This window comes from Staphylococcus sp. HMSC063F05 (genome assembly GCF_001837075.1).
Classification (GTDB): Bacteria; Bacillota; Bacilli; order Staphylococcales; family Staphylococcaceae; genus Staphylococcus; species Staphylococcus epidermidis.
Window position 1 is genome coordinate 1 of record NZ_KV831350.1, and the last position, 13,988, is coordinate 13,988.

10 protein-coding genes are annotated in these 13,988 nt (G+C 32.7%); 6 read left to right on the forward strand and 4 right to left on the reverse strand.

Annotated features, from left to right (window positions below; genetic code table 11):
* Nucleotides 1–356: 356 nt before the first annotated feature.
* A complete protein-coding gene (locus HMPREF2576_RS07245; protein WP_070501624.1) occupies nt 357–1,172 on the reverse strand; it encodes a ZIP family metal transporter in 816 nt (271 codons plus the stop codon).
* A gap of 121 nt (nt 1,173–1,293) precedes the next feature.
* Between HMPREF2576_RS07245 and HMPREF2576_RS07250 the strand changes: the two genes are divergently transcribed.
* The 6 genes from HMPREF2576_RS07250 (at nt 1,294) to HMPREF2576_RS07275 (ending at nt 9,576) form a co-directional block, all read left to right on the forward strand.
* A complete protein-coding gene (locus HMPREF2576_RS07250) occupies nt 1,294–3,183 on the forward strand; it encodes an ABC-F family ATP-binding cassette domain-containing protein (RefSeq protein ID WP_176746949.1) in 1,890 nt (629 codons plus the stop codon).
* Between the two features lie 10 nt (nt 3,184–3,193).
* On the forward strand, nt 3,194–4,975 hold the full coding sequence (recQ, locus tag HMPREF2576_RS07255; protein WP_086886647.1) for a DNA helicase RecQ: 1,782 nt from the start codon (nt 3,194–3,196) through the stop codon (nt 4,973–4,975).
* A 199-nt stretch (nt 4,976–5,174) separates the two neighbouring features.
* Nucleotides 5,175–6,149: an ABC transporter ATP-binding protein gene (locus HMPREF2576_RS07260; protein WP_002470472.1), complete on the forward strand. Its 975-nt coding sequence runs from the start codon at nt 5,175–5,177 to the stop codon at nt 6,147–6,149.
* Entirely contained in the window at nt 6,142–7,656 is a 1,515-nt protein-coding gene (locus HMPREF2576_RS07265; RefSeq protein WP_002438893.1) for an ABC transporter permease/substrate-binding protein, read from the forward strand. Before HMPREF2576_RS07260 ends, HMPREF2576_RS07265 begins: the two co-directional genes overlap by 8 nt.
* Before the next feature lie 202 nt (nt 7,657–7,858).
* The gene (gene hisC / locus HMPREF2576_RS07270; protein WP_001829653.1) at nt 7,859–8,914 is read left to right on the forward strand and encodes a histidinol-phosphate transaminase; all 1,056 of its coding nucleotides are present in this window, start codon (nt 7,859–7,861) and stop codon (nt 8,912–8,914) included.
* 122 nt (nt 8,915–9,036) lie between these two features.
* The gene (locus HMPREF2576_RS07275; protein ID WP_001832599.1) at nt 9,037–9,576 is read left to right on the forward strand and encodes a 5' nucleotidase, NT5C type; all 540 of its coding nucleotides are present in this window, start codon (nt 9,037–9,039) and stop codon (nt 9,574–9,576) included.
* A 66-nt stretch (nt 9,577–9,642) separates the two neighbouring features.
* Here HMPREF2576_RS07275 and adhE read toward each other — a convergent pair whose 3' ends face one another.
* From adhE to HMPREF2576_RS12345, 3 genes are all read right to left on the reverse strand, one after another.
* Nucleotides 9,643–12,252 carry a bifunctional acetaldehyde-CoA/alcohol dehydrogenase gene (gene adhE, locus HMPREF2576_RS07280; protein WP_002500282.1) on the reverse strand — a complete coding sequence of 870 codons (2,610 nt, stop codon included), beginning with the start codon at nt 12,250–12,252 and terminating at the stop codon, nt 9,643–9,645.
* 398 nt (nt 12,253–12,650) lie between these two features.
* On the reverse strand, nt 12,651–13,574 hold the full coding sequence (locus HMPREF2576_RS07285; RefSeq protein ID WP_070856564.1) for a diacylglycerol/lipid kinase family protein: 924 nt from the start codon (nt 13,572–13,574) through the stop codon (nt 12,651–12,653).
* A gap of 209 nt (nt 13,575–13,783) precedes the next feature.
* Entirely contained in the window at nt 13,784–13,945 is a 162-nt protein-coding gene (locus HMPREF2576_RS12345; protein WP_001829650.1) for a hypothetical protein, read from the reverse strand.
* Between the last annotated feature and the right edge of the window lie 43 nt (nt 13,946–13,988).

The following is a 13,988-nucleotide window of genomic DNA, read 5'->3' on the forward strand; positions in this document are numbered from 1 at the left end:
TAGATTTCTTCATAGCTAATCTTAGTATGTTTTTTATATTAATGTCTTTATTAATCATTTTGAAATTAGAATATCTTTAAAAATGACTACTTTATTTAATATATTTTTGTACAAATAAGGTAAATTTGAAACTTTCAATGACACTCCTTTAACTTTATAAGTATGTCTTATTTATATTGGAATTAATTGAAGTCATTTGCTTTATTAACTATAAAAGAGAACCTCAAATTTTTATTACGATTAACTTTAAGAACAATGTAGTTCTCTGACTATAAATGATTGGGTTACAAAGCTAAAGATAAAGTAAAGCACTATAGTTAATTAACTTATCATGATTCTTTTTTAAATGATATGAATTATCCAAGTGCAACGTCAAGAATCATCATAATTGTAAAACCAATCATTAGACTTAAAGTTGCCAAATCAGTGTTGTTACTTGATTGAGAATCAGGTATCAGTTCTTCAACAACAACGAAAATCATTGCACCTGCAGCAAACGCCAATGCATAAGGCAATATAGGATTTACCACTAAAATTGCTGCAGCACCGATAGTAGCGAAAATAGGCTCAACAATTGCTGAAGCTTGTCCATAATTAAATGCTTTCCAACGTGTTGCACCTGCAGCACGGATTGGCATCGATAGTGCTGCACCTTCAGGAATATTCTGTATGCCGATACCTATCGCTAGACCAATCGCACCTAAAAATGTAGCGTGACTGTTGCCAGATACAACACCACCGAATGCAACTCCGATAGATAGTCCTTCAGGTATGTTGTGAAGTGTGATAGCTAACACAAGTAATGCATTTTTTCCAAGAGAGGTAGGCACACCCTCTTGTTGTTGGTTTTTATCTTGGGCATTTTGGTGAATATGGGGAATAATATAATCTAGAACCCTGATAAAAACGCCACCGAGAATAAAACCTATTGCTGCAGGAAGCCATGGCATAGCACTATTTTTACTCGATTCAATTGCGGGTTGTAACAATGACCAAAAACTTGCTGCTATCATGATTCCAGCTGCAAAACCTTGCATCGAATTTAAGACTTTATCATTCACTTTCTTAAATATAAAAACTGCTGCCGCACCCAAAGCAGTAAGTAACCACGTGATTATTCCGGCTATAAGCGCCTGAATATAGGGTGGTGCGTTTTGGAATAAATCTGACATATCTAAGTCTCCTTATATCATTTGAATCTAAAAAGGTGTATAATATATAGAACTGAATTTAGCTTAACAAAATTTTTTTGAAAATTCGATAGTTGACAATTTCCAGTATTTGAAAAGGAAGATAAGCATGGAAGCATACAAAATTGAACATTTAAATAAATCCTATGCAGATAAAGAAATTTTTAATGATCTTAACCTATCTATATCTGAGCATGAAAGAATTGGATTAGTAGGTATCAATGGAACAGGTAAAAGTACATTATTAAAAGTCATTGGTGGTCTAGATGAAGATTTTACTGCAGATATTACCCACCCTAATCAATATCGCATTCGTTATTCCTCTCAAAAACAAGACCTCAATGGCCATATGACTGTGTTCGAAGCTGTTTTAAGTTCGGATACTCCTACATTAAGAATTATAAAAAAATATGAAGAAGCAGTTAATCGCTATGCGTTAGATCAAAGTGACTCTAATTTTAATAAAATGATGGAAGCACAAGAAGAAATGGATCAAAAGGATGCATGGGACTATACTGCAGAAATTAAAACGATTTTATCTAAACTAGGGATTCACGATACAACTAAGAAAATAGTTGAACTTTCGGGTGGTCAACAAAAAAGAGTTGTATTGGCTAAAACTCTAATAGAACAACCGGATTTACTTTTGCTAGATGAACCGACGAACCATCTTGACTTTGAATCCATCCGTTGGCTCATTAATTATGTCAAGCAATATCCACATACAGTTTTATTTGTAACACATGATCGCTACTTTTTAAATGAAGTATCGACGCGAATTATTGAACTGGATAGAGGGAAGTTAAAAACATATCCAGGTAATTATGAAGATTACATAGTAATGCGTGCAGAAAATGAATTAGTAGAACAAAAACAACAAGAAAAACAAAAAGCATTGTATAAACAAGAGTTAGCATGGATGCGAGCAGGAGCAAAGGCAAGAACTACTAAACAACAGGCACGTATCAATAGATTTAATCAACTAGAATCAGACGTTAAGACGCAACATACACAAGATAAGGGTGAACTTAATCTTGCATATTCAAGGTTAGGTAAACAAGTATATGAATTAAAGAATTTATCAAAATCAATTAATAATAAAGTTTTATTTGAAGATGTCACTGAAATTATTCAAAGTGGTAGACGTATAGGTATTGTAGGACCTAATGGAGCGGGAAAAACAACATTACTTAATATTTTAAGTAATGAAGATCAGGACTATGAGGGTGAGCTTAAAATCGGTCAGACTGTTAAGGTAGCTTATTTTAAGCAAACAGAAGAGACACTTGACCGTGATATTAGAGTGATTGACTACCTAAGAGAAGAAAGTGAAATGGCTAAAGAAAAAGATGGTACCTCAATTTCAGTTACACAATTGTTAGAAAGATTTTTATTTCCGAGCGCTACACACGGTAAAAAAGTTTATAAACTCTCAGGTGGAGAACAAAAACGTCTGTATTTATTGCGTTTACTTGTTCATAAACCTAATGTACTCCTTTTAGATGAACCGACTAATGATTTAGATACTGAAACACTTACGATTTTAGAAGATTACATTGATGATTTCGGTGGTTCTGTCATTACGGTCAGTCATGATCGTTATTTCTTAAATAAAGTGGTACAAGAATATTGGTTTATTCATGATGGTAAAATCGAAAAAATTATTGGATCATTTGAAGATTATGAATCTTTTAAAAAGGAACATGAACGCCAAGCCATGCTATCTAAACAAACTGAACAACAAAATAAACATAAGCATCAACCAAAAAAGAAAACAGGACTATCTTATAAAGAGAAGTTAGAATACGAAACAATTATGACGCGTATAGAAATGACTGAAACGCGTTTAGAAGACCTTGAACAAGAAATGATTAATGCAAGTAATAATTATGCAAGAATCAAAGAACTTAATGAGGAAAAAGAGCAACTTGAAGCAACCTATGAAGCAGACATCACGAGATGGAGTGAGCTTGAGGAAATTAAAGAACAATAAGGGGAATGTAATCATGCAAGAGACTTTATCGCATTATTTTGGTTATAAGTCATTTCGACCAGGACAAGAAGAAATTATAACTAAAATATTAAATCATCAGCATACACTGGGGGTACTACCTACCGGTGGCGGTAAATCGATATGCTATCAAGTACCAGGTTTAATGCAGGGTGGCACAACTATTGTTATAAGTCCACTTATTTCTTTGATGAAAGACCAAGTTGATCAACTACAAGCAATGGGAATTCAAGCTGCATATTTGAATAGTAGTTTGACTCATAAACAACAAAAAGAGATTGAAGAGCAAATAAAGCGTGGTGCCATTCAGTTTTTATATGTAGCTCCAGAGCGCTTTGAAAATACTTTTTTTCTAAATTTATTACGTAAAATAGAAATACCCCTTATCGCTTTTGATGAAGCACACTGTATATCGAAGTGGGGACATGATTTTAGACCTAGTTATCAAAGTGTCATACAAAAAGTTTTTACCTTACCTCAAAACTTCACAATAGTTGCACTTACAGCTACGGCAACTGCTGAAGTTCAACAAGATATCATGTCTAAGTTATCAATTGGACAAAATGATGTTGTCAAAACAAGTACTAAAAGACGCAATTTAATCTTCAAAGTCAATCCGACTTATCAGCGACAAAAATTTGTTGTGGATTATGTTGCAAATCATGAAGGACAGGCAGGAATCATTTATTGTTCCACTCGTAAGCAGGTAGAAGAATTACACGAAGCTCTAAATAGTGAAAAAATTAAGAGCACAATTTATCATGCTGGTTTAACGAATAAAGAGAGAATTGAGGCGCAAAATGATTTCTTGTATGATCGTGTAGAGGTTGTCATTGCGACAAATGCATTTGGTATGGGTATTGATAAATCAAATGTACGTTATGTCATTCACTATAACATGCCTGGAGATTTGGAATCTTACTATCAGGAAGCTGGACGCGCGGGACGTGATGGTTTAAAAAGTGAGTGTATCCTTTTGTTTAGTGAACGAGATAAGGGATTACATGAGTATTTTATTACTGTATCCCAAGCTGATGATGACTATAAAGATAAAATGGGCGAAAAATTAACGAAAATGATTCAATATACCAAAACGAAAAAGTGTTTAGAAGCGACAATTGTTCATTATTTTGAACCCAATGAAAATTTAGAGGAATGCAATCAATGTAGTAATTGTATACAGGAAAATAAAACGTATGATATGACTCGTGAAGCGAAAATGATTATTAGCTGTATTGCTCGAATGAAGCAACAGGAAAATTATAGTGTTATTATACAAGTTTTACGTGGAGAAGTGACAGATTATATAAAACACCATCATTATAATGAATTAACGACACATGGGTTGATGAAAAATTATACAACATCTGAGTTATCACACTTAATTGATGAGCTACGTTTCAAAGGATATTTAAATGAAAATGATGAAATTCTTATGTGTGATACATCAGTGAAACAATTACTAAATAATCATACCAAGGTTTATACCACTCCGTTCAAACAAAAAACTAAAGAGAAGGTATTTATCAACACTGTTGAAGGTGTGGATAGAGCGTTATATCGTGAGCTTGTTGATGTACGTAAACAGCTAAGTGATAAACTTGGAATAGCACCTGTAAGTATATTTTCTGATTACACGCTCGAAGAATTTGCTAAGCGTAAACCTGAATCGAAACAAGAAATGATTGCTATTGATGGTGTAGGTAGTTATAAATTAAAGCATTATTGTCCTAAGTTTATCGAAACCATACAAAGCTATAAAACTAGAATATAAATGATTGAACGACGAAATCTCTTATCTTTTGATTTCGTCGTTTTTTAATTATATGAAGTTGGATATTAAGTATTCATAATACTTTTTGTTAATTTGAATTTTGAAATACAATAAATGTTAATTTTCAATTAAAAATGATTTAATAGGGAATATAGATTAAAATGGTCTACTATTTTGTAGAGGGAATGAAGGTGAAAAAGTGATTAAATTTAAAAATGTCACAAAGCGATATGCTAATAATATTGCTGTAGATAATGTAAGTTTTAATATTAAAGAAGGAGAATTTTTTGTGTTAATTGGTCCTTCAGGTTGTGGTAAGACAACAACACTTAAAATGATCAATCGTTTAATTCCTTTAAGCGAAGGTTACATATATTTTAAAGATAAACCAATTAGTGATTATCCAGTTTACGAAATGCGTTGGGATATTGGATATGTACTACAACAAATTGCATTATTTCCTCATATGACTATCAAAGAAAACATTGCACAAGTACCCCAAATGAAAAAGTGGAAAGATAACGATATTGATTTACGTGTGGATGAATTATTGACAATGGTAGGTTTAAATCCTGAGCAATTTAAAAATAGAAAACCTGATGAACTATCGGGTGGACAACGACAAAGGGTTGGTGTAGTGCGAGCATTAGCTGCAGATCCTCCCGTTATTATCATGGATGAGCCTTTTAGTGCTCTTGACCCAATTAGCAGAGAGAAGTTGCAGGACGATTTGATTCATTTGCAAACTCAAATTAAGAAAACAATAGTTTTTGTAACGCATGATATTCAAGAAGCGATGAAACTAGGTGACAGAATTTGTTTACTCAATGAAGGGCGTGTTGAACAAATTGATACACCTGATGGTTTTAGAACGCGACCTAAAAGTGACTTTGTAAAGCAATTCATGGGTAGTCATTTGGATACAACGCATAATATTGTGAATCAAGTGAAGATTAAAGATTTAGGAATTAATCGGTCTGTAGATGACAATGCAAGCGTTATTCATTATCCTGAAGTAGATGCTGAGTTGTACTTAAATAATATTTATGAAGATTTGTCTCATTATGATGCAGTTGTGGTCAACGATAAAGAACAACATCGTCGATATTTGTTAAATAGAGAAGATGTGTTTACTTATTTATCTCTTAATAAGGAGGAAGCGACACATGAATGAGTTCTTTGCGACATTAAGTGATAGAAAAGGGCAGCTATTTTCTACTATAATTGAACACATTCAACTTTCTTTTATAGCGCTTTTCATTGCAACTCTTATAGCAGTACCAATTGCAATTTTGCTCACTAAAACAAAAAAACTTTCAGAAATCGTCATGAATATTGCAGCTGTTCTACAAACAATTCCATCACTGGCACTACTTGGTTTGATGATACCAATTTTCGGAATTGGGAGACTTCCGGCAATTATCGCCTTAGTTGTATATGCGTTACTTCCTATTCTACGTAATACATACACAGGTATTAAGGAGGTCGATCCCTCTCTTATTGAAGCGGCTAAAGGCATTGGAATGAAACCACTTAGAAGATTGACCAAAGTCGAACTCCCTATTGCAATGCCTGTTATCATGGCAGGAATACGCACAGCTATGGTATTAATCATTGGTACTGCTACACTCGCAGCTTTAATAGGCGCTGGTGGTCTAGGAGATTTAATATTATTAGGCATTGATCGTAACAATAGTGCACTCATTTTAATAGGTGCTATTCCAGCTGCACTTCTAGCTATTATTTTTGATTTTATTTTAAGATACATGGAACGTTTATCATATAAAAAATTGCTCATTTCTTTAGGGACAATTGTAATTGTGATTATCATAGCTATTGCCATACCTATGGCAGCGCAAAAAGGTGATAAAATCACATTCGCAGGCAAGCTAGGTTCAGAACCGTCAATTATTACGAATATGTATAAAATACTTATTGAAGAAGACACAGATGATACTGTAGAAGTCAAAGATGGCATGGGTAAAACCTCATTCTTATTTAATGCGCTTAAGTCAGATGAAATTGATGGTTATTTAGAATTTACAGGTACTGTATTAGGTGAATTAACGAAAGAAGATTTAAAGTCTAAAAAAGAAAACGATGTATATCAACAAGCAAAGTCTAGTTTAGAAAAAAAATATGATATGACAATGCTTAAACCGATGAAATATAATAATACGTATGCATTAGCTGTAAAACGTGACTTTGCAAAAAAATATCAAATTAAGACAATAGGTGATTTACGCAAGGTAGAAGATAAACTTAAACCAGGTTTTACATTGGAATTTAATGATAGACCAGATGGATACAAAGCTGTTAAAAAAACGTATCATCTTAATCTTTCTAATGTTAAAACTATGGAACCTAAATTACGTTATACTGCAGTTAAAAAGGGAGATATTAATCTCATAGACGCATACTCTACTGATGCAGAATTAAAACAATATAACATGGTAGTATTAAAAGATGATCAACATGTATTTCCTCCATACCAAGGAGCACCGCTATTTAAAGAAAAATATTTAAAAGACCATCCTGAAGTTAAAAAACCGCTCAATAAATTGGCGAATAGAATCACAGATGAAGAAATGCAAGAAATGAACTATAAGGTAACAGTGAAGAAAGAGGATCCTTATAAAGTAGCAAGAGAATACTTAGAAAAAGAAAAATTAATAAAATAAAATTGTGCGTTTCGAGATGGATTTGATAGCTATTCGATGTCTAAATGGTACATCGAATAGCTATTTATAATTTAACTATTTCAACCGATATAGTGAATTTAAAATGTAATGTTAGAAGTGTGATTGATTTTAAGGTATGAGTTTGTTTATAATAGGTACTAAGTTTTTTAAAATTTCAGTCAATTTAAGGTGTGATTTATGTATGAAGAAACAATTAGACCAATTAACAGCATATACGCCAGGGCTTTCTCCAGAATCTTTAAAAAAACAGTATGGCATTAAAGGTGAATTACATAAACTTGCTTCAAATGAAAATGTATATGGTCCAAGTCCAAAAGTTAAAACGGCTATTCAATCTCATTTAGATGAATTATATTATTATCCGGAATCTGGATCGCCAAAATTAAGGGAAGCAATAAGTCAACAACTTAATGTTGATGCATCTCGTATTTTATTTGGTGCGGGTTTAGATGAGGTTATTCTAATGATATCAAGAGCCGTATTATCACCAGGAGATAAGATTATCACTAGTGAATCTACTTTCGGACAATATTATCATAATGCAATTGTGGAATCAGCTGATGTTATCCAAGTGCCTCTCAAAGATGGTGGATTTGATTTAGATGGTATGTTACAACAAATTGATAATAAAACGTCTTTAATTTGGTTATGCAATCCTAACAATCCAACTGGGACTTACTTTTCGCACGATGAATTATTTAATTTCTTAAAACGTGTCCCAAGTGATATTCCTGTATTAATTGACGAAGCATATGTAGAATTCGTTACTGCTGATGATTTTCCAGATACGCTAAAATTACAGGAGGATTTTGACAATGCCTTTTTATTACGTACTTTTTCTAAGGCATATGGATTAGCTGGATTAAGAGTAGGATATGTTATAGCCTCTGAAGACGCCATTGAAAAGTGGAATATCATTCGTCCACCATTTAATGTTACTAGAATTTCAGAATATGCAGCAATCGCTGCCTTAGAAGATCAAGAGTATTTGAAAGAAGTGACACAAAAAAATAGTTTTGAACGAGATAAATTTTATCAAATTCCTCAAAGTCAGCATTTTTTACCAAGTCAAGCGAATTTTGTCTTTGTTAAAACTTCAAGAAGTCAAGCACTTTATGATGCATTGTTAAACGTAGGATGTATTACACGTTTATTCCCTAACGGTGTTAGAATTACTATTGGTTTACCAGAACAAAATAATAAGATGATTGAAGTTTTAAAACATTTTGAGTATTAAACTAACACTCTTTGATAACTTTTGATTTAAAAAAGATGTGATATCGTAGTTAAATAGATTAAACAGAAGGAAAAAATTTTGCTATACTAAACACGTATATCACGAACAGGGAGTGTAAGAGCATGACGCGACAGAGAATCGCCATTGATATGGATGAAGTGCTTGCTGATACATTGGGTGCTGTTGTTAAAGCGGTCAATGAACGAGCGGATTTAAATATCAAAATGGAATCATTAAACGGTAAAAAATTAAAACATATGATACCCGAGCATGAGGGGTTAGTCATGGATATTTTAAAAGAACCTGGATTCTTTAGAAATTTAGATGTAATGCCGCATGCTCAAGAAGTTGTAAAACAACTCAATGAGCATTACGACATATACATAGCCACAGCAGCGATGGATGTTCCAACCTCTTTTCATGACAAATATGAATGGTTATTAGAATACTTTCCTTTTTTAGATCCGCAACATTTTGTATTTTGTGGTAGAAAGAATATTATTCTTGCAGATTATCTTATTGATGATAATCCAAAGCAATTGGAAATTTTTGAAGGGAAATCAATTATGTTTACTGCTTCTCATAATGTTAATGAACATAGATTTGAACGCGTAAGTGGTTGGAGAGATGTAAAGAATTATTTTAATTCAATTGAAAAATAGAGAAGATAAAAGTCATAGGTCACTTTATTTGATGGCCTATGACTTTTTTATTAAACATTTTTAAAGTTATCTTTCATAATCATATGCTGTTTCGATAATGCCTTTAAGTTCACTAATTAGCGGTTCTTTTGGATTAGCAGTTGTACATTGATCTTCAAATGCTAATTCAGCCATTCTGTCTATAGTAGAGTGAAGAAGCTCTTCAGTTACGCCTTGTGATTTTAAATTCATATCAATACCAACTGAACATCCTAAATCATACACCGCATTAGCTAGAGCATCCACTAATTCTTCAGTTGTATTACCTTTGAGTCCTAAAAATTTTGCAATGTCAGCATAGTCAGTATCTGCTCTAAAGAAATCATATTTAGGAAACAGTGCATGTTTTTGTGGATCTTTGGCATTATAGCGAATGACATGTGGTAATAAAATAGCATTTGTTCTGCCGTGGGGAATACCATATTCACCACCAATTTTATGTGCGATAGAATGAGAAATTCCTAAAAAAGCATTGGCAAATGCCATACCGGCCATTGTTGAAGCATTATGCATTTTTTCTCGTGAGTGTTTGTCATTTTCTTGAACTGATGATTTTAGATAATCAAAAGTTAGCTTTATTGCTTGTAAGCTTAAGCCTCTTGTATAATCTGAAGCCATGACAGAGACGTAAGATTCAATGGCATGTGTCAAAACATCCATTCCTGTATCTGCGGCAACATCTTTAGGTACACTTAATACGAATTGTGGATCGACGATAGCAATATCGGGAGTTAACGCATAATCTGCTAGTGGATACTTAACGTGTGTCTCGCTATCAGTAATTACTGCAAAAGGTGTCACTTCAGAACCAGTTCCTGATGTCGTTGGTATACATATAAATTTTGCGTTTTTAGGTTTGGTAATTTTATAAGTACGTTTACGAATATCTAAGAACTTTTGTTTTGCCCCAAAAAATGAAGTTTCTGGATGCTCAAAGAACATCCATATTGCTTTGGCTGCATCCATTGCCGAACCGCCACCGAGTGCAATAATAGTATCAGGTTGGAAATTTATAAACATTTCTAACCCCTTATAGACTGTATGAGTTGATGGATTAGGTTCAACTTCGTTAAACACTTTGATTTGTGGTTGGTTTTCTCGGCGTCTCAGCACTTGTTCAACTATATCAGTATAACCAATATTAACCATTCCTGGATCACAAACTATCATTACACGTTCAACATTATCCATCTCTGTCAAATACATAACTGAATTTTCTTCAAAATAAACTTTAGGTGGGAGTTTAAACCATTGCATATTATTACGACGTTTTGCTATTGTTTTAATATTTAATAAGTCTACTGCGCTTACATTATGAGAAATAGAATTTCTACCATATGAACCACAACCTAACGTGAGTGAAGGAATGAGTTCATTATACATATTTCCAATTCCTCCGACAGCAGAAGGTGTATTTACCAATACACGGCAAGCTTTCATTTTTAGACCGAATTTTTGTTGTAATTGACTATCCTCGGTGTGAATTACAGCAGTGTGACCTAAACCACCAAATTTTAATATGTCTTCACAAATTTGTAGTGCATGTCCTGTTGATTTTGCAGTTACCATTGCGAGTACAGGTGATAATTTTTCACGTGATAAAGGATAATCTTTTCCAATTCCATCAATTTCTGCGACTAATAATTTTGTTTTTTCTGGAACACTAATTCCTGACAATTTCGCTATATCTACAGCAGATTTACCAACTATATCAGGTTTAACTGCAGTTTTATCTTCATTCATGATGGCATCTTCTAATTGTTGTAGTTCATTTTTATTAACAAAATATGTTTGGTGTAATTTGAATTCTTTAACGACGTCAGTGTATACTTCTTTATCAACAACCATGACTTGTTCAGAAGCACAAATCATACCATTATCAAAAGTTTTAGAACCAATGATATCATTAACAGCACGTTTGATATGAGCAGTTTTTTCAATATAAGTAGGAACATTACCTGGACCGACTCCTAATGCAGGTTTACCTGTCGAATATGCGGACTTTACCATTCCAGAGCCTCCAGTCGCTAGAACTAAAGCAATATCTTTATGATTCATTAATTGTTTAGTTGCCTCAATTGATGGCACTTCTATCCATTGAATACAATCTTTAGGAGCACCTGCTTTTGTTGCAGCTTCTAAAATGACTTTAGCAGCATATTTTGATGATTGTTGTGCACTTGGATGAAATGCGAAAATAATTGGATTACCTGTTTTAATAGCAATCATTGCTTTGAAAATAGTTGTAGATGTAGGGTTGGTCGTTGGTGTCACTCCACAAATCACGCCTATAGGTTCAGCTACATACGTTAATCCTTTTTGTTTATCTTCACCTATGATACCTACTGTTTTATTGTCTTTGATTGAATTCCATATGTACTCTGAGGCATATAAATTTTTGATAGCTTTGTCTTCATAAATACCTCTACCTGTTTCGTCGTAAGCTAGTTTAGCTAAATGCATATGCTGATCAACAGCAGCCATGCTCATCTGATGTACAATGTCATTAATCTCATGTTGTGATTTTTTAGATAGTTCTTTTAGAGCTTCTTGTCCTTTTTCTGCTAATGAATCAATCATTTGTGTGACTTCATCTTTGTTTGATTCATATGTATTTTTTTTAGTTACAGATAACATATACAACCACTCCTTAGATATTGTGAAATAATTCACAAACATTATAGTACAGCTCTTTCCAAATTAAAAGAAAATACAGACTATTAAAGAGTCAATTGTGATGTTTATATGAACACATTTTTAACCTATATATTTAGTCGGGGTTGAGGTGTAAGACTTGATGCAATGGGAACAAGACGTATTTGGTAGTTAAAAAAATCTATTTTTAAAAGAAGTAAATTTTAAAAAAATTATTGTAAGTATTCTTACTAAAAATAATGAGGGGTGTTGTAATGAAATTATCGTCTCACCCGACTAACGATGTTATCAGTTTATAAAATAAAAAACTGAGACAATCATTTATGTCTCAGTAGCTCATGCTTTAAAAATAAATTGATAAAGAATAAGTGAAATTTATATTAATTATTTTGTTCAGTTGCAGTAAGAAGTTGTATCGCTTTGGGTAATACTTGAATCTCAATTGGTGTTTCTAAATTAATTTCGCCATCAATATCCACTTTCATACTAGGGTTTGTTGAGAGTGTGATGTGCTTACCTGATATGTGATCAATACCTTGTGTGATTTCGTTCCAATTCATACTATCACGTTTTTTTAATATATCATTCAATATATTTAGTGTTTGATCATTAAATACAAATGTGTTTGCTCTTCCATCTTGTGGCGATAAATCGGTTAGCGGAATTTCTCCACCACCTATATTGGGACCGTTTGCTATTAACATCATCGAAGTATTGCCTTCTTTTGTTTCACCATCAACAGTCAATGAGAAATCAAATTTAACAGGATTTAATAACGTTTTAACGGTTGATCCAATATAGCTGAATTTACCGAATATATCTTTAGAACCATCTTGAACATTCTCTGCATTTTGTACTATTAAGCCAAGTCCAACGAAATTAAGTACATATAAGTCGTTCACTTTTAACACATCATATGATTCAGCATGTGATGTTAATAATTGCTCACTAGCTGTTTTAAAATTAGGGTGCAGTTGAAGTGTTTTTGTAAAATCGTTAAAGGTACCACCTGGTATTACACCGATTGGTAAATTTAACTGATACTGCATAACGCCATTTACTAGTTCATTAAGTGTACCATCTCCACCTAAAATAAATAAAACGTCTACATCAGAGCTATAATTTTCATTTTTAATAGATTTACAATATTTAATAATATCGCCTTTATTTTCACTGAGTTGAAGAGAGAGGTGTTTACACATTGAACTAAGAGATTTTGCAACTTCTCCTATGCCATTATGTATATCTTTCAAACCGCTATGTTCATGATAGAAAAGAACACCATGGTTATACGGTTGTTTCATAAATATATACCTACTTTCGATAAATAGTTTGTGTAATTAGATTGTTTGAACTTTCCTTTATGTTTGATTTACATTATAAATTAAAATTTATGGTATTGAAACTTAAGTGTTCTATAAAGATAGATGTTCCAAATAAAATAACATAAATTTAAGAGTAAGAATATTAAGTTGGTAAAAATTTGTGTAGACATATAATATTATTTTTAATATCATTTTGGGATGCTATAATGTTGCGCAACGATGCTGTCTGAATTCAGTACCTGGAATTTTTTTACAATATCATTCACATATTGTGACATATCATGTGTGGAGATAATTACTGAAGTTTCCATTGGTAGAGTATGTTTAGTCATATGATAATTTTTATACATAAGACACCCCGTTAATTTAGTTTATTGGTATTTATTAAATTAT